This is a genomic window from Hyphomonas polymorpha PS728, assembly GCF_000685315.1.
Lineage (GTDB): Bacteria > Pseudomonadota > Alphaproteobacteria > Caulobacterales > Hyphomonadaceae > Hyphomonas > Hyphomonas polymorpha.
Genome location: NZ_ARYM01000005.1, coordinates 52223 through 72922 on the forward strand (window position 1 = coordinate 52223; position 20700 = coordinate 72922).

At 60.9% G+C, this 20700-nt stretch carries 21 protein-coding genes and 1 riboswitch; of the genes, 9 read left to right on the forward strand and 12 right to left on the reverse strand.

Features of this window, described 5'->3' with window-relative positions:
• Position 1: 1 nt before the first annotated feature.
• From thpD to ectA, 4 genes are read right to left on the reverse strand one after another with little or no spacing between them, the layout of a single operon-like run.
• A complete protein-coding gene (gene thpD / locus HPO_RS05565) occupies positions 2–943 on the reverse strand; it encodes an ectoine hydroxylase (RefSeq protein ID WP_035595807.1) in 942 nt (313 codons plus the stop codon).
• 16 nt (positions 944–959) lie between these two features.
• Positions 960–1367: an ectoine synthase gene (locus tag HPO_RS05570; protein WP_035595599.1), complete on the reverse strand. Its 408-nt coding sequence runs from the start codon at positions 1365–1367 to the stop codon at positions 960–962.
• 11 nt (positions 1368–1378) lie between these two features.
• Positions 1379–2674: a diaminobutyrate--2-oxoglutarate transaminase gene (ectB, locus tag HPO_RS05575; RefSeq protein ID WP_114105489.1), complete on the reverse strand. Its 1296-nt coding sequence runs from the start codon at positions 2672–2674 to the stop codon at positions 1379–1381.
• A 41-nt stretch (positions 2675–2715) separates the two neighbouring features.
• The gene (gene ectA / locus HPO_RS05580) at positions 2716–3282 is read right to left on the reverse strand and encodes a diaminobutyrate acetyltransferase (protein WP_084324178.1); all 567 of its coding nucleotides are present in this window, start codon (positions 3280–3282) and stop codon (positions 2716–2718) included.
• A gap of 184 nt (positions 3283–3466) precedes the next feature.
• Between ectA and HPO_RS05585 the strand changes: the two genes are divergently transcribed.
• Positions 3467–3997 (forward strand): MarR family winged helix-turn-helix transcriptional regulator, encoded by a 531-nt coding sequence (locus tag HPO_RS05585; RefSeq protein ID WP_051612328.1) that lies wholly within the window; start codon positions 3467–3469, stop codon positions 3995–3997.
• A 48-nt stretch (positions 3998–4045) separates the two neighbouring features.
• On the opposite strand, the gene HPO_RS05590 is transcribed toward HPO_RS05585, so the two are convergent.
• From HPO_RS05590 to HPO_RS05610, 5 genes are all read right to left on the reverse strand, one after another.
• Positions 4046–4993 carry a C1 family peptidase gene (locus HPO_RS05590; protein WP_035595604.1) on the reverse strand — a complete coding sequence of 316 codons (948 nt, stop codon included), beginning with the start codon at positions 4991–4993 and terminating at the stop codon, positions 4046–4048.
• 90 nt (positions 4994–5083) lie between these two features.
• Positions 5084–6562 (reverse strand): serine/threonine-protein kinase, encoded by a 1479-nt coding sequence (locus HPO_RS05595; protein WP_035595608.1) that lies wholly within the window; start codon positions 6560–6562, stop codon positions 5084–5086.
• A 9-nt stretch (positions 6563–6571) separates the two neighbouring features.
• Positions 6572–7726, reverse strand: coding sequence for an FHA domain-containing protein (locus HPO_RS05600; RefSeq protein ID WP_162174012.1), 1155 nt, complete (start codon positions 7724–7726; stop codon positions 6572–6574).
• A gap of 4 nt (positions 7727–7730) precedes the next feature.
• Positions 7731–9392: a zinc ribbon domain-containing protein gene (locus HPO_RS05605; protein WP_035595612.1), complete on the reverse strand. Its 1662-nt coding sequence runs from the start codon at positions 9390–9392 to the stop codon at positions 7731–7733.
• A gap of 3 nt (positions 9393–9395) precedes the next feature.
• Positions 9396–9971 carry a hypothetical protein gene (locus HPO_RS05610; protein WP_035595615.1) on the reverse strand — a complete coding sequence of 192 codons (576 nt, stop codon included), beginning with the start codon at positions 9969–9971 and terminating at the stop codon, positions 9396–9398.
• 148 nt (positions 9972–10119) lie between these two features.
• Here HPO_RS05610 and HPO_RS05615 point away from each other — a divergent pair, with 148 nt between their 5' ends.
• A complete protein-coding gene (locus tag HPO_RS05615; RefSeq protein WP_035595617.1) occupies positions 10120–10704 on the forward strand; it encodes a sigma-70 family RNA polymerase sigma factor in 585 nt (194 codons plus the stop codon).
• The gene (locus tag HPO_RS05620; protein ID WP_035595619.1) at positions 10685–13048 is read left to right on the forward strand and encodes a serine/threonine protein kinase; all 2364 of its coding nucleotides are present in this window, start codon (positions 10685–10687) and stop codon (positions 13046–13048) included. Before HPO_RS05615 ends, HPO_RS05620 begins: the two co-directional genes overlap by 20 nt.
• A 3-nt stretch (positions 13049–13051) precedes the next feature.
• Here HPO_RS05620 and HPO_RS05625 read toward each other — a convergent pair whose 3' ends face one another.
• Both HPO_RS05625 and HPO_RS05630 read right to left on the reverse strand, forming a co-directional pair.
• Entirely contained in the window at positions 13052–13480 is a 429-nt protein-coding gene (locus HPO_RS05625) for a hypothetical protein (RefSeq protein WP_051612329.1), read from the reverse strand.
• Positions 13481–13604: 124 nt separating this feature from the next.
• On the reverse strand, positions 13605–14207 hold the full coding sequence (locus tag HPO_RS05630; RefSeq protein ID WP_162174013.1) for a DUF3299 domain-containing protein: 603 nt from the start codon (positions 14205–14207) through the stop codon (positions 13605–13607).
• Positions 14208–14487: 280 nt separating this feature from the next.
• Positions 14488–14665: riboswitch (yybP-ykoY riboswitch) on the forward strand.
• Positions 14666–14678: 13 nt separating this feature from the next.
• Between HPO_RS05630 and HPO_RS05635 the strand changes: the two genes are divergently transcribed.
• Both HPO_RS05635 and HPO_RS05640 read left to right on the forward strand, forming a co-directional pair.
• Entirely contained in the window at positions 14679–15248 is a 570-nt protein-coding gene (locus HPO_RS05635) for a TMEM165/GDT1 family protein (protein WP_035595623.1), read from the forward strand.
• 87 nt (positions 15249–15335) lie between these two features.
• A complete protein-coding gene (locus tag HPO_RS05640) occupies positions 15336–15659 on the forward strand; it encodes an ArsR/SmtB family transcription factor (protein ID WP_051612331.1) in 324 nt (107 codons plus the stop codon).
• Positions 15660–15716: 57 nt separating this feature from the next.
• On the opposite strand, the gene HPO_RS05645 is transcribed toward HPO_RS05640, so the two are convergent.
• Positions 15717–16565 (reverse strand): hypothetical protein, encoded by an 849-nt coding sequence (locus HPO_RS05645; protein WP_035595625.1) that lies wholly within the window; start codon positions 16563–16565, stop codon positions 15717–15719.
• A gap of 95 nt (positions 16566–16660) precedes the next feature.
• Between HPO_RS05645 and HPO_RS05650 the strand changes: the two genes are divergently transcribed.
• From HPO_RS05650 to HPO_RS05665, 4 genes are all read left to right on the forward strand, one after another.
• On the forward strand, positions 16661–17335 hold the full coding sequence (locus HPO_RS05650; protein WP_035595626.1) for a Fe2+-dependent dioxygenase: 675 nt from the start codon (positions 16661–16663) through the stop codon (positions 17333–17335).
• Between the two features lie 259 nt (positions 17336–17594).
• Positions 17595–18263 carry a Fe-Mn family superoxide dismutase gene (locus HPO_RS05655; RefSeq protein WP_051612366.1) on the forward strand — a complete coding sequence of 223 codons (669 nt, stop codon included), beginning with the start codon at positions 17595–17597 and terminating at the stop codon, positions 18261–18263.
• Between the two features lie 128 nt (positions 18264–18391).
• Positions 18392–19129, forward strand: a complete 738-nt coding sequence (locus HPO_RS05660; RefSeq protein ID WP_035595630.1) for a hypothetical protein — start codon at positions 18392–18394, stop codon at positions 19127–19129.
• Between the two features lie 13 nt (positions 19130–19142).
• Positions 19143–20675 carry a type IV secretory system conjugative DNA transfer family protein gene (locus tag HPO_RS05665; RefSeq protein ID WP_035595632.1) on the forward strand — a complete coding sequence of 511 codons (1533 nt, stop codon included), beginning with the start codon at positions 19143–19145 and terminating at the stop codon, positions 20673–20675.
• Positions 20676–20700: the final 25 nt, after the last annotated feature.

A 20700-nucleotide genomic window follows, 5' to 3' on the forward strand; every position in this document is an offset into this window, starting at 1 on the left:
GTTATCGGCCTCCCACGGGGAATGGCGGCAAGGTCTTCAGGGCTCGGATGGGCTCCTTGACCTGACGGTGGGCCACGAATTCCGGACGCGGCTGTGTATTCCCGAACGGATCGCGCAGGCGGTTACTCCAAGCATTGAACACGAAGAAGGCATTGATGCGTTCATAGGGCGTGATGTTGCTGTTGGAGCCGTGCATTGTATTGCAGTCGAACACGACGACAGAGCCAGCCTTGGGCGCCGGGCCCTCGATACCGCCGAGCTTTGACAGACGGGCGAGACTATCCCCATCAGGCACACCATATTCCTGTTTCTTCAGGGACTCGCGGTAATGCTCGTTCGGCGTTTCGCCCACGCAGGTCACATAATTCATATGGCTGCCCGGCATGAACATCGTCGGACCGGAATGGGGGTGATTGTCCGTCAGCATCACCGACATCGAGATCGCCCGCATGCGCGGCATACCGTCTTCCGTGTGCCAGGTTTCAAAATCCGAATGCCAGTAGAAATCCTTGCCGCGGAAGGCGGGCTTATAATTGATGCGCGATTGATGGATGTAGACATCATCGCCGAGGATAAACTGGGCAAGACCTGACAATCGCTCGTCCGCCGCCAGACGCTCGAAGACGTCTGACTGGCGATGCGGCGCGAAGACAGAGCGCACGGCGTCTGCCCCCCCCATTCCGCGTTCACTGATCCGGCTTTCGGGGATCAGGCCCCCACGCTCGCGCAGGGCGTTGGCTTCGCGCGTCAGGGCTTTCACCTCTTCGGGCGAAAAAACGTCTTCCAGCACGACAAAGCCATCGCGCACGAACTGATCAATCAGCTCACGGTCTACCGGTGGCTCCTGCCCCGGCTGACCGTGCACCACGGGGTCGCGGCGCTCCAGCCATTCGGGCCGGGGTTTCTGGCGGGAAGGATATAGATCCTGTTCTGTGTCCGTCATCATGGAATATCTCCCTTCAGGCAGAGTTTTCGAGGGCGGCATCGGCAGGATAGGCGCCATCTGCGCCATGCACTTCCTTGCCTGTGACCGGCGGATTGAACACGCACGCCATCATCATCGGCGCGCCCGCATCAGCCCGCAGGATGTGCTTGTCGTTCTTGTTCAGGGCGTACATCACGCCGGGGCGAATGGTGTGCGTCTCGCCGGTTGCAATGTCGGTGATCGACCCTGTGCCTTCCATGCAGAACACGCTCTCAAGATGGTTCTTGTAGTGCATGTGGAGCTCGGCACCGGCATGGATGGTGGTGATGTGGAAGGAAAATCCCATACCATCATCTTTCAACAGCAGGCGGACGGAAGACCAGCCATCGCTGTCGACGCGGCGTTCTGTGAGGATTTCCTTTGCGAGGTCTCTTACAATCATTTTTGTCTCCTTCAGGCTGCGGATTTCTGCTGACGCGCATTCACTGCGCGCACGGCATCCGCGAGAATTTTGAGGCCGGCATCGAGTTGCGCATCACTGATGGTGAGGGGCGCCAGCACCTTGACCACCTCATCCCGGCTGCCGCTGGTCTCAATGATGAGGCCATTGGCAAAGCAGGCCGCGCAGATTTCTGCGGCAACTTCGCCGCTTTCCATCTCGATGCCCGACATCATGCCCCGGCCCTTGAGATGGCCGGCAAACGGCGCCGATGCAGCAATTTTTTCCAGCCCTGCGCGCAGACGCGCTGCCTTGCGGGCCGTTTCCTTCTCGAAAGCGTCATCGGCCCAGAAGAGCTCCAGCGCTTTGGTGGCCGTCACGAAGGCGTGGTTGTTGCCCCGGAAGGTGCCGTTATGTTCGCCCGGCTTCCATTGGTCATGCTGGGGACGGATGAGTGTCAGCGCCATCGGCAAGCCAAGCCCGGAAAGGGATTTGGCCAGAGTCACGATGTCCGGCGTGACGCCCGCCTTCTCGAAACTGAAGAAGCCGCCCGTACGGCCAATGCCGGCCTGGATGTCATCGATGATGAAGAGCGCGCCATGCTTGCGGGCGATCTTCTCGATCTTCCGCAGCCAGGCATCCGAGGCGACATTCAGCCCACCTTCGCCCTGCACCGTTTCCACGATGATGGCTGCTGGCTTGTCCAGACCCGAAGAGGGGTCCGACAGCCGCCGGTCCAGCTGTTCCGCCGTATCGGTGTCTTGGCCGAAATAGCCGTCATAGGCTTCGTGCGTTACGCCGGTTAGCGGGACGCCCGCTCCGCCGCGCTTGCCGGAATTACCGGTGGCGGCCAGCGCGCCCAGCGTCATACCATGGAAGCCATTGGTGAAGGCGATCACATTCGTCCGCCCCGTGACTTTCCGTGCCGTCTTCAGCGCCGCCTCAACGGCGTTGGCACCGGTCGGCCCCGGAAACAGCGCGCGATAGTCCATACCGCGAGGCTTCAGAATGCAGCGCTCGAAAGTCTCAAGGAAGCGCGCCTTTGCGCGGGTATGCATGTCGAGACCGTGGGCCACGCCATCCGCCTCGATATAATCGAGCAGCGCACGCTTCAGTTCCGGATGGTTGTGCCCGTAGTTCAACGTGGAGCAGCCAGCCAGAAAATCGATATAGCGGGTGTCATCTTCGGCGATCAATTCTGCGCCACGCGCAGAGCGGAACACCGCCGGGAATGAGCGGCAATAGCTGCGCACGCGGGACTCGCGGCGTTCAAAAATATTCGAGGGTGCAGATGCATGTTCATAGGCCATTGATGGCTCCTTTTTGCTCTGATTTGACAGGGGGCTGACGGTCAGCCCGAAGCCTTCGGTGCCTGGAATGGGCCAATGGTGACGAGAAATTCGGTATCGTGCTGGCCAGCGAAGTGCCGGTTACGATCGAACCAGGGCTCTTCTCGCAGCGGCGCCGACAGCCAGCCCGCGACGCTGCGGAACAATCCCCAGGAGGCCTCATTGGCGCGCGTGATGGAGGTTTCGATCTGCGAGACGCCCGCCTGCGCGCGGCGGGAGAGAATGTCCGCCAGCATCCGGCGGGGCAGCTGTTGACCGCGGGCATCCGCGTGTACAGCGACCTGCCAGAGGAAGTAGGTGTGATCCTTGCCGGGCGGGCGATGGCCGGAAATCCAGCCCACAACTTTGCCATTCAGGCGCGCAACAGCGGAAGATGCAGCAAAGTGGGTACACTGGATCAGGTTCGCATAAAGCGAATTGGTGTCGAGTGGCGGACAGGCGGCAATCAGCGCATGAATTTCAGCCGCATCTTCCGGCACCGGTGATCCGATCTGGATCACGGCACCTGCGGTCTGACTTCGGTCCGGGACGGAATCATTTCCATCCATTGTGGTGGCCTCATCGGGCATGACGGCTCCCATTGGTTTATTATTTTGTTCGTCAAATTATTATCCTGACAGGAATGTCAACCCTGAAGCCCGCGATTGGTTGCATTGTTAACGAGCATAATCGCTGGAAATGACAGGGTATCTGGCAGATATTTAGATGTGCAAATTATTTGTTGATCAATGGAATTGACTTAGATTGAACCTCATGATCGCCGCAGATGACTCCCTCGAATCGACCCATCCCGCCTCCGAAATGGCGCTGATTTCCCTCCGCCGGATTCTCAAGGCTGTGGAGGCACAATCACGCTCCCTCGCGCGCGACACCAGCCTTACCCCCTCCCAGCTGGTTGTGCTGAAAGAACTGGCGCAGCGAGATGGCGCGCAGCCGGGCGAACTCGCCCGGGCGGCGGGACTGAAACAGGCGACCATCTCCATCCTGCTCGACAAGCTTCAGGCACGCGGTCTTGTTCTGCGCAATCGGGGAGATGCCGACCGCCGCACCGTAAGAGTCCAGATCACGCCAGAAGGCCGCCTGGTTCTGAAGGCGGCGCCGGATCTTCTGCAGGCGGAGTTTGGCACACGGTTTGCGCAGCTGCCCGATTGGGAACAGGCTTATGTCAACGCGGCGCTGACGCGGCTTGTCTCATTGCTTGACGCCGCTGACATTGACGCCTCCCCCGTTCTGGATGTGGGCCCGGTGACAGATCTGCCCGCCGGCCCGGCTGAGCCGCGCTGACCCGATCAGCCCGTCTGTAACAAGCGCGGCTGGCTTCTGCTTACGCGGTTACTTTCCGCGCAAGCGATCCCTGAAGTCGCGCTTGGCTGTTTCCAGATTGCTGTTGAGCTGACTGCGCAGGCCTGTTCGCAGGCTCTCCAGTTTGCGGGCCCGGGCTTCGAGCAGTTCGGATGACACACCCACGCCTTTCATGGACTCGGTGAGACTTGGTCCCATCAGGGTGAACCCTTTCGCATCCTCGATAGCACCGATCGTCCAGAAATCTTCTTCCATCGACCAGGCATCCATCGTTTCGAACGGGATCCAGCAATAGCCCTGCTCTGCCCAACCAGCGCTCCAGCTATTGCGGACGAGATAGGCGCGCTCATTCATGTCGTAGCCGACGATGAGCATCGCATGGCCTGATGGCGGACGCTGAGGCACCACCTGGTCCGGGCGCGGCATACGGCCACTTTTTGCGGCAGCATCGTAGTATTCCCCCGGCACAAAGATGCCGAACACGATGGGCAGACCATGCGCCAAGGCGGTGAGCGCGGGGACGCCGCGCGGCGTGCGGGCATATTGGACCGCTTCATAGTTGCGGGCGTTCTGATAGCAGGTTTCCGGCGGCAGGGCCGTAACCATCGTTTCATTGAAGGGCCAGAGCGCCGCCTCGCACGCGCCATAAGCCAGCACGGCGGCCATGCCATGATGAATGAAGCTGCCCTGGTCAAGATGTGTCGAGTCCGACAGCTTCCGGGCATTGTAGTAGACGAACAGGCGGGAAAGATCCGTCAGTGAACGGCCGGCTTTGAGATGGTGATATTCCAGCGCGCCGATAACGGCATTGGCAACGCAGGAGTTCGTCTGCAGCTGATTTTCGACCGGCGAGCAATGGACGCGCAGGTCAACCCGGTCCGGCAGGCGGACGGTGGGCGCGGCGAGGGTCGGCGCGGCAGACGGCTTGGGCTCGAAGCGGCAGCCATTGAGGCTGAAACCAGACCAGTTACCAGACATTGGACTTCTCCGTTCAGGATTTGAGTGGCTAGGCAAAGGGGTAGCGCTGACGGCAACCCCGGCTTTCAGTGTGCAGAGTTGCGATGATCATCAGGGGCATGGCGCGCCCGGAGGGTGATTTACGTGGATCTGGCCCTGCGCGGCGAACGAGCCGGACATGTCATAGGTCTGGTAGCTGATGTGGCAGCCCTGATCCCAATGCATCCGCCCTTGATAGTTCAACCCGGCCCCTGGCGCGCTGAGCGTGAAGTCCCCGGCTGTGCCGTTCAGCTTGCCAGTGATCTGGAGGTTGTAGCCATAACTGCTCTGGCCGGTTCCGGAGAAGGCACCGTTGCCGGAAACGCTGACATTGTAGATGTTTCCGGCGCCATCGTCCCAGCGGCCACTGAGGCTGGCATAGGGAGAGTTGGCGCCGCCTTCGCCGCCATTCCCACCGCCGCCATTTTCATTTCCAATTGCGCCCGCGACTGCGATCAGCAGGAACAGGGCGAAGGCCGCCGCGCTGCTGATACCGATCCATTTGAACATACCGCCGCTTCCGCCCGTTACCGGCGTTCGTTCGGGTTTAGTTTCCGGGACATAGGCCGGGCCCACATTGACCGCATCGACAAGCTGCTTGCGGTATTCTTTTGCCGTTTGCGGACGATTTGCCGGGCGGTTGGAAAGGCCGCGCTCGATCAGCGCGTCGATGGTCTTGGGCACATCTGACCGCCCGCCCGATGGCGGCTGCCAATGTCCCTGGGGCAGAACATCCACGAGCAGTTCGTAGAAGATCACCGACAGGGAATAGATGTCGGCGGAAGGCCCGGCACTATCAGCAGCGGTGACTTGTTCAGGCGCCATATAGCGCGGGGTTCCAAGGCCAGTTCCGGTGCCCGAGTCCATGGCGCCGGATGTTGCGCGGGCAATCCCGAAATCCAGAATTTTCAACGGTGAGGCGGCCTCGGCCGGCTCGTCAATGAGCATGATGTTTTCAGGCTTCAGATCCCGGTGCACCACACCTGCGCCATGCGCCGCGGCAAGACCATCAAGCACCTCTGCGATGATGCGTGCAGCGACCCGCAGCGGTATGTCCTGACGCTGACGGATCTTGTCCCGGTGCCAGTCGCGCAGGGACTGCCCTTTGATGAACTCCATGGATACAAAGGGTTGCCCTTCTGTCTCGCCCACATCGTAGACCGCCACGATATTGTGATGGCGAATATCCCGCGCGGTGATGCCTTCCGAGATCAAGCGCTTGATGGCCCCCTGCCCGGCGAGGCGATCAGGCCGGATGAGCTTCAGCGCAACTGCCTTGTCGGCCAACTTGTCATGCGCGCGATAGACGACACCCATTCCGCCCTTCCCGACGATACTCTCGATGATGTACCGCCCGGAAAATTCCGTACCGGGAGAAAGATCGCGCATGCCTTCGCGCTCAGTGGGGCGCGCCTGGGATGGATCCATCGTTTCCAGGCCGCCAATGGTCATCAGCGCCTCAAGGCTGCTCCCCTGCTGATCGGCGCCGCACTCCGGGCAGAACCGGTCACCGGAATTGAGTTGCGCGCCGCAATTTCTGCATTTTGTCATGGGGTGCCCCTACTTCCGGACTTGAGAAAGGCGCTGAAAAATTATCTGCCGGGCGCTGCCATGCTCGACACGGAAGCTGACCCGCAGACCGAGCCTCTCCGGCGAGGACACCAGGGGCGCAATCACATCGCCGTCGGCGAGCCGGACGATCTTGCCTTCGCCGTAAGCATTGGCATTGACGCGCAGCCCGCTGCCGGCGGTTACGCGCAGGATCAGGCGGTCAGACTCGATATAAAGTTCAAAATGGCGGCGCGAGATGAGCAGGCTGGCGGATTCGTCCAGTTCGTCTGAGGCCCCGAAGACCAGCAGGCGCACATCGCCGTCCCCGCCCTGGCGGCGGGTGCGGCTGCGGCCGATGGCGAGCATGCCGTCCTGTGTCATGATCGGTCCGTTGAAGGGCGCGTCGCCCTCGCCAAAGCCGAGCCAAGAAAATTCGGCGTTTCTCGGCACCCAGTTATCGGCGTCGATACCACGCAAGCCCAGGCGGCGCTCTTCCCGCTCCGCTCTTACCAGAGGCAGCGCGACAGCCTGATCCGTCTGCTGAATGGCCGGCCGAGCATCGTTCTTTCCGGATATGTAGACGAGGTTTCCATGCCCGGCGCTTTCGCCCCCAATATTGACGACCGGCCCCTTTTCAGAGTTCGGGTCTTCCACCATCAGGGTGAGGTTTGCGGTGAAGGCAAAGTTTTCCTGGCGCCAGCGCCAGCGGCTGGCCATCGCGACCAGCAATTGAAGGCCGTGGGCTCCGGCCCGCTCGATCTGGTTTGCAACGATGCTGAGGGGGCGGGATTCGCCGGCATCCAGCCGCTCCCAGCCGAGACTTTCCTCCCGCCACGGACCGGAGGCCTCACGGCTCCAGAGGCCTGTGACGAAAAGAGGCCGCTGCACGCCAGACAGATTGCCGATGGACATGGGAAGCGCCACCGCGCCGCCGACCTTTGCGACAGTCAGCGCGCCGGCATCCACTTGCAGATAGGGCGCGACACAGACCGTGCAGAGGCCCCGATCATCCAGAAGGCCCGCGCACTCCTCGGCTGCCATGCATCGCATCAGCGGCTTTCCGCAATCTCCGCAGAAAGTCGCGTCACGGTCCAGCGCCGAAGTGTAGCAACACTCCGCCTGTGTCCGTTGCGGCCCAGTGTTGCGGGAGGTGACGATGGACATGGGATCAAGTCCGCATCTTGTGGCCACAGCCGGTGCAGAAATTCGCCTTTGCGGGCAGCGACCTGCCGCATTTCGGGCAATCGACATTGGCTGCATTCTCGCCAAAGCTTTCGGGCGTTGTACCGGTTTTGCCTCCGGCGCCATGGGCGACACCGGTGGCGCCGGTCATGCCGGCCTTGAGGATGTCCAGCTCATGCTGACGGCTGACGGCACGCTCTTCCGAAGCGCCCTTGATCAGTTCCCGCATGATTTCCATGGATTCCTGGCTGTTGCCGGCCTGGGCCCGCGCCTGCTCCTTGAGGACTTCGGCCACCTGGGGCGACAGACCGGCATTGATCGCCAGGATCTGTTCCGGCGTCATTTTCGAGCCCGCCATCAGCTGCGCGGTGCGCGCGTCAGCCTCAGCTTTCATAAGGGCGACCTTATTTTCCGTATCGGATTTCGAAACGAGGATGCCGCGCTGGGCAGTCCGGTCGTCGCCGGCAGCCTCCAGCTTCATCATGGTCTCGAGATTTCGCGCCGCCTGTTCCTGAGCGAGGCGGGCGATGTCCAGTTCCATACGCTGACGGCGCTCGTTCAACTCGAGATCGGTCATTACCCCCATTTTCTTGAGGTTCTGAACATGGCGGGCATCGAGCTCTTCAATCTCGATTTCGGTTTTCCGCAGGCGGGCCGCTTCCCTGGTCAGGTCTATGAGATGGCCGGCATCGGCGATTTCTATCTCCACCTTGGCCGCACGTTCAGTACGCAGAACTTCCACCTCATGAGCGAGGGCTTCCATCTCGTGACGGCGCGTGACAGCCTCGCGGGCGTCGACGAAGCGCACCTCACTGTCGAGGACCATATGGGCGAGTTCGTCATCCGTCGCGGCCTGGATCTTTGCGAGGTCTGCGGAGGATTCGAGCTTGAATTGGGTGGCTTCAGCCTCGCGGGACATCTCGCGCTTGAGAAGCTGGAGCTGATAATCCAGCGCTTCCTGATCCCGGTCGATCTGGGCGCGCTTGAAGGCTTCCATCTCGACACTGTTGAGCGCCCACTCGACGGAGACAGCGCGGACCAGCACGCCGAGATCGCCCAGCACGCGCTCAGCTTCCTGCATCATGTCGGCCTGAATCTTGTCCTGCAATCCGGTATTGCCGCGCATGTCACCAGCGTCAGTCCGGCTGATCACAGCCTCCAGCACGCGGTCGGACACATGGGGCGCGAGACGCTCCAGAATGTCGAGCGTGGTGAGCGCCTTGCGGCCGGGAAGTTCGCTTTCCTTCTCCGAACCCCGCTCATTGCGCGCGACGCCGCGCATCAGGCCGAGGATGTTGGACGGCTTGTCGGGGTTGAGTTGCAACTCGAATGTGCAGAGCCCGCCGACTTCCACATTGTCCCGCGAAACGCCCTGGAAGCTCATATTGACGCTGAAGGGTTTCAGGTCTGCCAGCAGGATGGCGATATGCGTTGATCCGCCGACCACACCCTTGATGGCATTCGCCAGGCCACCGACGGAGAAGTGGGCGCCGACGAAGCTGTCGATAAGCTGGCCATTCTTGAACAGCAGGGCGGCAAGATCTGGCGGAGTGGCAAAGCGCTTCTCGAAGAAGGTCTTGAATTCAGCTTCCCGCACGAATTCGGCAAGAAGGTTCGGGTCAGTCAGGACAAGAGGCATCGAGGCCATGGATTAGCCCTCCTTCTTAGCGGTCATGAAAAACTGGGTGTAAACGCGGGCGAAGATGATCAGCACGCAGACCGCCACCGGGATCGGATGCGCCATGACGATCGAAACCATGCGATCTACCGCCGACATTTCCCCGACCATGTCTCCCATGCGGGAGACGGTAAAAATCGAGGTTGTGACGATCGAAAACAGGGTGAACACGGACATCACGAAGGTTACGAGGCCGGCGATCCGCTGAGCGAACGTCAAAGGCTCACGGCGAGGCGCGGAATTGGCTTTGACCTCTGCCCTGGCTTCTTCCGCGTCTCGCCGGTCAAGCGCTCTTTCGTGTAGGTCCCCGCGCTTGATCGCCTCGGCCCTGGCTTTCTGGTCCACCTTCAGAAAGTCGGGCTGAGCCTTGTTGTTCTTGCTGGTGGCATTGACGGGCGTCAGATTCGACGCATGCCGTCTCCAGATGACGAAGACTGTCAGGGCAAGCCAGATGCCTGCTGCCGCCATCGTGACATTGAAAAGGATTTCAATGATTGGCCACGCTTCGGGGGGAATCTGTTGCAATGTCTCTTGGAGGGTCTGTTCCATCTGAGGCGCCTTCAGCTAATTCGCTTCTGATGTTGAAGGCGCGAGATCACGGGATTTCCGGTCACAATCTCCGAAAAATATTTCCAGAGCAGGCGCTGCGCCTTGTCGCGGCACGGAATTTGCGACAGTTTCGCAGCGGGAGGTGGCGATGAGCCAACCGGGTGACATATCGGCCAAGCAATTGCTGGATGCCTGGCGGGCGGGCGACCTGACCGCGCGCGACCGGCTGTTCACCGAGCTTTACTCCGAACTCCGGCAGATTTCGGCGGGCCTGATCCGCTCTGAACGCAACCTGTCCCTTTCGACCGGAGACCTGGTGAACGAAGCCGTCATTCGCCTGATGCGGGTGGACCAGATTGAATGGGCCGACAAGGTTCACTTCCTGGCGCTGGCGGCCAGGGCCATGCGGCGGGTACTGATCGACCATGCCCGCAAGAAAAGGTCCGACAAGCGCCACCATCAGAAAGTGACCCTGGTGTCCCGCCTCTCCGATGGCAGTGCCGACCGGATCGAGATGGATGTGCTGGAGAAGGCCCTTATCCGGCTCAGCGTCATCGACGAAGAGAAGGCCGAAATCGTCGAGTTGCGCTATTTCGGGGGGATGACGCTGGAAGATATCGCCGCCATCAAGGGCGTTTCTGAAGCCACGGTGAAACGCAACTGGCGGGCGGCGCGTGCCTGGCTGCTGGATTGCCTCAATGAAGCAAAGCAGGATGAGCACCGGATCGACTGAACGCCGCGCCCTCGAACTCCTCTCGCAGGCTCTCGACATGCCCTCCGATCAACGGGAGGCTTGGGTACGCAGCCAATGTGCCGGAGACGCGGCGCTGGAAAAGCGTGTGCTGGGCCTGCTGGCGACCGAGCGCGCCCATCCGGGCGCCCTGAAGACCGGCGGCGCCCGCCAGGATACGGTTGAGCCGGAAGCGCCCGAACAGGTCGGCGCCTACCGCATTATCGAGACGATCGGCCAGGGCGGCATGGGCGCGGTTTACAAGGGCGAGCGGGCGAGCGGCAATTTCGATCATACCGTCGCCATCAAGATCATCCGGCCCGGCGTTCTCTCCGAGGCCCTCATTGAGCGGTTTGAGCGGGAACGGCAGATCCTTGCGGCGCTGAACCATCCCAACATCGCGCGCCTCTATGATGGCGGGGAGATGGCCGACGGCTCCCCCTACATGATCATGGAATATGTGGACGGCGAGCCTCTGCTGGTCTGGGTAGAGCGAACCGGCGCTTCCCTCCGTGAACGGCTGGATCTGTTTCAGAGCTTTTGCGGCGCTGTGCAGTTTGCCCACCAGAACCTGGTCATTCACAGGGACATAACCCCCTCCAACGTGCTGGTGAACAAGGCCGGCCTGGTCAAGCTGATCGACTTTGGAATTTCCAAATCTCCCGACGGATCGCCCCCTGCCCGGTTCAACCCGCCCGGCAGCAAGGACGCGATGAGCTATACGCCGGGCTATGCCGCGCCGGAACGTACGCGCGGGGCGGCTGCCAATACGCTGTCTGACATCTATTCGCTGGGCAAACTGCTGGCGGACCTGTTGAAACCGGAAGAGCGATCACCCGAGCTGACGGCGATTATCAAGCGCGCCACGGCGCAGGAGCCTGTAGACCGCTATGCTTCCGTCGACGCCCTCAATGAAGACATCAGTGCCCTGCGTTCCGGCAAGCCGGTGGCGGCTTACAGCGGGAGCCGTGTTTACCGGTTCAGGAAATTCGTGGCCCGCCACCGCATCACTGTGGCATCGATTGCGGCGGTGATCATCGGGCTTAGCGCGGCGCTGGCCACGACCGTGGTACAGTACAACCGCGCTGAAACCGCGCTCGCCATCGCGAACAAGCGCTTTACCCAGGCGCGGGAACTCAGCCGCACGCTGGTTTTCGACGTGTACGACCAGACAGAAAAGATCTCAGGATCAATGGAAGCGCGCAAAGCGCTTGCCGGCGTGGTGAAGGATTACATCGACAGCCTCCAACTCGATAAGGATGCGCCAGAGCAAGTTCTGATCGAGGTGGGCATCATTACGTCCCGGCTGGCCGACCTTTATGGCGGCATCGGCATCGCAAACCTGGGCGAAAACGAAGTGTCCATGCAGCTGTTCCTGGATGCGCAGAAGGCTCTGAACAGCGCGCTGGAGCAGAACCCCAATGATAAAACGGCCATTGCCGAACTTCTGATGGTCGAGCGTATGCTGACGATGCAGTATCTCTACCACAAGAACGATCTGGTGACGGCGCATCAGGCCAATGACCGGGCCCGGAATCTCGCCGAACGCGGCCTTACGCTCGGCAGCGAAGGGGAAGGCCCTATTCTTCGCCACTTCTGGAGCATCCGGACTGATGAACTTCAGTTGCTGACTGCCGAGAAGCGTACGGAAGAGGCGTTGACCAAGGTTCGCCAGTGGCGATCGGAGCTGACGCTGGAGATGGTGGCGCGCATCGGCAGCGGAGAGGAGATGCAGGCCTATTTCGCCATGCAGGAAGCGATGCTGCTAACCGGCGCAGAGCGCGGCGCGGAGGCGCTCGAACCGCTGGACACAGCCATAACATTGCGTGCGGCGCAGCTGGCCGAGAAACCGGAAAACTATTATTTCAAAACGCAGCTGATGGTCGCCCATGGCGAGATGGCCACTGCTTCGCGCCTGGCGGGGGATATGGCAAGGAGCCGCGCGAGCGCCGAGCAGGCCGTTGCCCTTGCGCGGGAAATCATGGCCGATGATCCAGAGGATGCCGGCGGCCCGGAAGGGCTGTCTGCGATGTTGCAGAAGCTCGCGACCGCTGAGTTCAGGTCTGGGAATATCAGTGCGGCACACATGGCCGCGGATGAGGCAGCCCGTCTCATGGAAGGGCTGGTGCAGCAGTTTCCGGAAGACAAGTTCTACCAGGTCCGCCTGCTGAACGTTCTTTCGCAAGGCGCGGAGATTGATGCGGACGATCCGGCGCGGGCCTGGTCTTGCGGGCTGGTCAGGCGGGCGGAAGGATATTTCGACGTGAAAGCCGTGCTGGAAGATACGACCGCGGGATGGGAGGAAGAGAAAATTGCCCCCCTTCGAGCACTGTCCTGCAAGAACTGAGACCTAGCCGCCGACATTTTCCCCGATTCCGAAATCGCGGCGGGCGGCAACGATGCTGACGATGGGCCCGGCGACGACATCCAGCAAGGTCATGACCATCAGCAGAAAGAAGACTGACGTTCCAAAGCCCGGAAATGCCAAGAACCCGATCACACTGAACAACAGCAAAACCATCGAAAGGGAATGATTGACGATGGCGTCTCCCTTCGTGCGCGCTGCCTTGAGGATTTCGACAAACAGGAAGATGAGCCCGATCAGAAGGACAAGGTCGCCCAAAGCGAACACAAACCGGCCACCGGACATCATGGGTAGACTGAACAATGCGCCGTCCAGTCTTGCTTGCGTCCCCCCCTGTCCTGCTGTCAGCGAGACAAGAAGGTAGAGGCACACCGGAATAATCAGAAGCGGGGCAACGATCAGCGCACGCAGCATGGCAAGTCTCTCCTGACGTGCCCCTTGCCCGGCATGGGCACAAGGCAGAGCTGAGGGCACATTTGCCCTCATCACTTAAGGCGCAGAGACGGGCGTTTTCGGGTCACCATTTTTTCCAAGATGTTCAGGGAACGCCGTAAGGCTCGATCTTGGTGAGCGTCAGCGTGTAAGCGGCAGCGGCCAGGTCACTTTCCTGCGTCTGCGCCGTCAGCGTCCCTTCCAGCCAATAGGCGGTCCATATGTCATCGATCTTCACGGCAGGATCGGCCTCGACATAGATGATCTGATTGGGAGGCGGCGGAGGAGTATGGATGCAAGCCCCCATATAGGGAGCGAGCAGGAAGGCCGCCTGCCTGTTCTTCAGGTTGAAATCAAAGGGCACCACATAGCCGGGTATGCGGATCAGCATGCCGTCCAGTTCGGGAACGGTGTCGAAACCGCCCAGTTGCGGCATGTAATCAAGCTCCGATCCTTCCTCGATCATCTCCATTGGCTGGCTGGCATACCGAGCCTCCAGCGCCTTGTAGAATTCGGCATACTCCTGCTCCAGCGCTTCGCCGGCCCCTTGGGGCATCAGGTCTTCCCAAATGATGGGAAGCGCCTCTCCTTCCCGGACGCCCCAATAACCGTTCTCGCCACCCGATTCGGGGGCTGCCTGCTCCGGCACGCTGACGTAGGCGGAGGGAGATGGCCGCTCGAAGGTTTCACTGACGGCGCCTTCTGGCATCGGAGGAGGTTCGCTTGGGGCGCCATCCTGACCGTCAGGCGCGCCGCCGCCACACGCAGCAAGCAGGAAAACCAGAACCGCCGCCGCAAAAGACCTGACCACACAACACCTCATTCCACCTAATACTGAATTGACCACAAATGTAATAAAGTAACATTCGCCTGTCCATCGGGCTTGTATTCAGATTCTACCGGTTTGGGCCGCCTGGCCAGTCTTTCAGTTCATCCTCGTGACGGACTTTCCCGCGGCTCTTGCATGGGCGGCGCTTCCGGGATAATCGGCACGCGTCATCTGGGGAGTAGCCAGCCACCGCAAGGTGGGCTTCCGCGTCAACATACTTGGTCGAGAGGCCATGGTGCGGAAGGAGCGGTCATACCGTTCGGGCGAGACCAATGACATTGCCTCCTGCCTTGCCGGGCGAGGATGCGATGTCGTTGGAATCAACAACTGCCCGGCCCGGAGACTATCCTCGTGGAAGCACTCTTCACCTCGACCGCCGTGGTCGCGCTCGCCGAGATTGGCGACAAGACCCAGCTGCTGGCCATTGTTCTGGCAACTCGATTCAAGCGCCCCGTCCCCATCATTCTCGGTATTCTGGTGGCCACGCTTGCCAACCACTTCCTGGCGGCCTTTGTCGGGGCGCAGGCTGCTGCCTTTCTGGAAGGCGACTGGTTCCGGTATCTGATCGCGGCGTCGTTCATCGCCATGGGCGCCTGGACGCTGATCCCCGACAAACTCGACGATATCGAGGAAAAACCCGCCCGCTTTGGCGCCTTCGTGACGACAGTGATTGCCTTCTTCCTCGTGGAAATGGGCGACAAGACCCAGCTGGCAACTGTTGCCCTCAGTGCCCGGTTCAATGACCTCCTGATGGTGACCATGGGCACGACGCTGGGCATGATGCTGGCCAACGTGCCTGCGGTCTTCCTGGGGAATGAGCTGATCCGGCGTGTCCCCCTGAAGGTTGTGCGGATGATCGCCGCGCTTCTATTCCTCGTCATCGGATTGTGGCTGGCTGCGCAAACTGCTGGCCTGGCCTGAGTTTTCCCATCTGGCGGGCTGGACAGGTGCGCAGAAGCGCCCCACCTCGTCTACGCACCAGTCTGGTCCTTCCGAGGAGAACATTTGATGGCAATTGCCAAGCGCAAAAGGGCGAGCAGCGTTGCCGTGGTCACCGAAAGGGTTCACGAAGCGGCTGGCGTCCTGAAGGCAATGGCCAGCGAAACCCGGCTGAAAATCATGTGTGCGCTGAGCGAGGGGGAACTGCCCGTCAACCAACTCGCGGAGATGACGGGGCAATCCCAGTCTGCAGTCTCCCAGCACCTGGCCAAATTGCGCGCGGCCGGGCTGGTGGAAAGCCGCCGCGACGCCCAGACGATTTATTACCGGTGCCGTCCGGGCATCTCTCAAGCCCTGATCGATACGCTCTGCGATTATTACGGGACCAAATGAAACAGGCCGGGACGCGCCCGGCCTGTTCATTCATGTCCTGAGGCCGGGCGGGCCGGGTCAGTGGCTGTTGGCCAGCACGGCGCTGGAGGCTGCGACCGTGATTGCCGAGAGATCCGCGTTCAGTTCAGCCTGAGGGGCCGCATCCGGATATGCCTTGGCGAGCTCGGCAAAAGCCTCGTTCAGGGCTGCGGCGCCTGCCGGGTTTGCGGCGGTGATCTGGGTTTCCTGATCTTTGAAGAGGGAAAGGCCCGCCTTGTAGAAGCCGTAACCGTCCAGATAGGGCTCGTAGGTGCTAGCTTCTCTGGCGATGCGGTACATGGCGGCGGCGCGGTCTGCCTGATCCGCCGCGATGGCAGCGCGGATGGAAACCGGGCTGCGCGAAGATTCCGGCGCCTTGGTGCCCGCTGCGCGTAGCGCCGCAATGATCGCATCGGTGCGCGCGCTGATCTGCTCAGCGCTTTCGCCCGCCATCACGGCTTGAGAGGCCTCCAGCAGCAGATTGTCGAACAGCGTCACGCCGCGCGCCTTGAACAGGTCTTCCAGCTCGATCAGCACTTCGCTGACCGGGTGGGCAAACATCTCGGCGGCAGCGTCTTTTTCGCCCAGCGCGAAGGCGTCGCGCGCCGCGATGACGTGAGCTTCCGTCACGCCCAGGGCTGCCCCATAGATGACCGGGTCGGTCGCGGCCTGATCAAGCGAAATGCCGCCTTCGCCTTCCCCGCCGGAGGCCACCGCCTCGACCGCTTCCTCAAAGGAGGGCGCCGGAGCCGTTGCAGCAGACTGTTCCGCAGCCGCTTCGGGCGCATCCGCCGCAGGGGGCGTGGCCTTTCCGCAGGCGCCAAGCCCGGTAGAAATAAGGGCGAGGCCAAGGCCAAGACCGGTCCAGGCTCTGTACGACTTGCTCATTCATGCGCTCCGCATATGTTGTTTGTGATTGAGAATGAGTTGCAGTTAAAGCAAATGGAGCTGCGCCGCAAGACCAGAGGCGCCGAAGGCCTGAGATGATTGTCGTTGAAAACGTACTGAGCCCTGAGGTGCTGTCGGAGGCTACAAAAGCGCTCGCCGAGCTGCGATGGGAAGATGGCCGCAAGACCGCAGGAGCGACCGCGCGCCGCGTGAAGCAGAACCAGCAGGCAGACCTCACCAGCCGGACGGGCACCAAAGTGCGCGACATGCTGCTGGACACCGTAAAGCGTCATCCGGTGGTGGAAGCCTATGCCCGCCCGCTGAAATTTGCGCCGCCCCTGATCAGCCGCACCGGCGCTGGCGACACTTATGGCCTGCACATCGACAATCCCGTTATGGGCAAAGGCGACGCGCGGTTACGCACAGACCTTTCCTTCACTTTGTTTCTTTCGCCCCCCGAAGCCTATGAGGGCGGCGAACTTGAAATCGAGACTGTGTTCAGGACAGAGTCAGTGAAGCTGCCTGCGGGCAGCATGGTTATTTATCCGTCTACGGAGTTACATCGCGTCGCTCCGGTGATCTCCGGAGAGCGATATGTATTTGTCAGCTGGATTCAGAGCGCCATCCGGGATGCAGCCCAACGCGCGATCCTCTTTGACATCGCAAACCTGAAAGTGGGCCTGGCGCGCGCCTTTCCGGCTGGTTCTGCAGAATTGCTGACGCTGGCCAAGACTGAAGCCAACCTCATCAGAATGTGGGCAGACGCGTGAGGAATGGCCGCCCGCTTCACAATCCTGTGAGGTGGGAACAATCGGGCCCCGGATGCGATTTTCCAAGGCAGTTGACTGACTACAGGCTGACGTTTCGTAATTTGAACCGTGACCTCGATGCCTGCGTGCCCCATATGGGCGGGGTGCATATATTGCGCCGCGTTATTTTCACGAACTGCTTTCAGATCAGGGAGAAGATCACATGTTGAGAACACTCGCCATCGCCACCGCAGCCCTGGGGGCCGTCGCCTGCACCAGCATGGGCACCACGGCTCTCGCGAGCGAGCCTGCGGCGCCCGCCGCTTCGCAAACGACCGTTACATACACCCTGCCCGATCTGCCTTATGGCTATGACGCGCTGGAAGGCGCCGTTGATGCCAAGACCATGGAAATCCATCATGGCAAGCACCACGCCGCTTATGTGAACAACCTGAATGCGGCGCTGGCCTCCGAGCCGGCACTGGCGGCCGAGCCGCTGGAAGCGCTGCTGGCAAAAATCTCGACGCTTTCCCCTGCGATCCGCAACAATGGCGGCGGCCATTACAATCACAGCCTCTTCTGGAAACTCATGGCGCCTGCGGGCCAAGGCGGCACACCGTCTGCCGAGCTTGCTGCCGATATCGACGCCACTTTCGGATCGATGGACGCGTTCAAGGCGGAGTTCAACAAGGCAGCGACGGGTCAATTCGGGTCAGGCTGGGCCTGGCTCGTCGTGACCGATGAGGGGCTGAAGATCACCTCTACCCCCAATCAGGACAATCCGTTGATGGATGTCGCCGCCGTGAAGGGCGCGCCCGTGCTGGCGGTCGATGTGTGGGAACACGCCTACTATCTGCAATATCAGAACCGCCGCGCCGATTATCTGAAGTCCTGGTGGGATGTTGTGAACTGGAACGAGGTGAACAGCCTCTACGCCGACGCAAAATAAGCCGCAAACAGATCGGGAGGGCCGAACCGGCCCTTCCGTTTCTTCTTTGGGCTTGCCTGCGCCTGCACGTTCCAGCGCCGTTCATCTCCCGGTAGGCAAAACTATCCGGGTTGCTATAAAGCCCAGACATGACGCCAACTCAGATTGAACAACTTCGGTTTGCGCTGTCACAGCCCCGCTATGAGGGCTGGACCGCGCCGCCGATCATTCCTGGCAACTGGCGCAATCTTTCCGGGGATATGGCCCTAAGTACCATCATGGCCATCTGCGAATGGCTGGAAGACGAACGCGATATCAGAAACCTGGCCATCGACTGGAGCGTTGACCGGGCGCGAGTTCGCAACCTTGCCTGCTATGAAGACACCGTTTTGGTCGAACTGGCAGCACATGCCGGTTACGGGCGTCCGGGGCTGATCAATGTTATCGTGCATGAAGATGGCATGGCCCTGCTCAACGGCACGTCCGCAGTCATTCATGAGCTCAATATGGATCTGCCGCCGCTGCTAGAAACACATCATCAGCGGCTGGACTATCTGCATCTCTTCATGAACTGGGTACATGCCAGCGAAGGACGGTTTCAGCCGGTCGCCGCGCAGGAAGAGTTGCAGGCACGCCTGCTACCTGAAGGCATAGAGGTCGCTGCCCACGCTGATCTCAGCCCATTTATCGAGATAGAGCCGGAAGAAGAGACCAAGGCACTGGCGCACTATACCGGCACAGTCCTTTATGGTTGCAGCCTGTTCCGGGCTGTAATGGCAGTCTTTCCACAGGGAATTGTGGAAATGATCGATGATGACGTGCTGCTGGCAGAATTACCGGTCCGGGAGGAAGGCCTCATCGGACCCATGATCGTCAGCCGAAACTGACCCTGGGGGGAAAATGCTGGATCTGGTGCCTGTTCAGTCAAAACTCGAATTGCCGTCAGAGGTTGGGGGCAACAGACTGCTCGTCGGCTGGTCGATGGAACTTGAGCACAAGAAAACGCCGATCGGCTTTTCTTTCGGTGATCCGGAATGCACGCCTGCGACGGGATATATCGACCCGATCCTGATGGAGATGGAGGGGCATCTGATGACCATTGCCCCGACCGGTGCGGGCAAAGGCGTCGGCTGCATCGTCCCTGCGCTTCTGCGGTTTGACGGGCCCTTGATCGTGATCGATCCGAAGGGTGAAAACGCCCTGATTACCGCCCGGCGCCGGAAGGAGCTTGGCCATACGGTGGCGATCGTAGATCCCATCGGCGTGACCGGTCTTCCCTCCACGCCGATCAACCCGCTGGATCTGCTGGACCCGTCCGGGCCGACGCTGGTGGACGATGCCATGGCCATCATTGCCACGATGATCGACAACCGGATGGGCCGCAACACCAATGACGGCGACTATTGGTCCGAACGCGGAGCAACCTTTGTTCTTGGCGTGATGCTGCATGTTGTGTCTGATCTGCCGCCAGCCCGCCGGCATCTCGGGACCGTCCGCGAACTCGTGGCGCAGGCGATGGGCGAGGCGGGCATCTACTCTCAGATGGCGGAAAATCCTGCCTCCACGCTTTCCAGCGCCACGACGGTGCTGGGCGCGCTCGAGCGGTCGCGCAATTCCGAGGCGGTCCGGATCGGGCAGATGCTACGGCTGGGCGCTGTGTCTACGCTGGGCGGGATCCTTTCCTTTGCGCAGTCCATTGTCGAGGTGGCGCGAGGCGACGCAATCACGAAGAGCCTAGCTTCGACCGGCTTCGAACTGGACGCGGTAACGAGGGGCGATCCGCTGTCGATCTATCTGGTATTGCCGCCGCATATGCTCGACAGCCACGGAAAGCTGCTGCGCCTGTGGGTGCATACGCTGATGACCCTGATCACACGGCGGAATGCGCGACCGGAAAAATCCACATTGTTCCTCCTGGACGAGGCCGCGCAGCTGGGAACTTTCACGCCGCTGCGCCGGGCGGTGACGCTGATGCGAGGCTATGGCCTGCAGACCTGGAGTTTCTGGCAGGACCCAAGCCAGCTTCGCAACCTTTATCCCGATGACTGGCAGACGATGGTGAACAATTGCCGGGCCGTGCAGTGTTTCGGGGCCAACACCATGCTGGCGGCAGAATCGATGGCCGCGATAGTCGGCTTCCGTCCTGCCGAAAGGCTGCTGGATCTGGCCGATCACGAGATGCTGCTGCAGCTTTCAGGCGATGCGCCGGTGCTCGCGCGCCTGCCGAGCTATCTGACGGATCCCGCGTTTGACGGCATGTATGATGCCAACCCGTTCCATGATCCGGCGAGGCCTGTGATGCGGCCGCCCCCCGCAGTTGAGCGCGTGGTGGTGCGCCGCCCGGCTGGCCAGGGCGAGCCTGAAACGCTGTCGCCGGCAGGCCTTCTGAAGATTCTCAAGGATCCGCCGGAAACGCCGGCGGCGCCCGACTGACGCCGTTTTCACACGCACAAAAAAG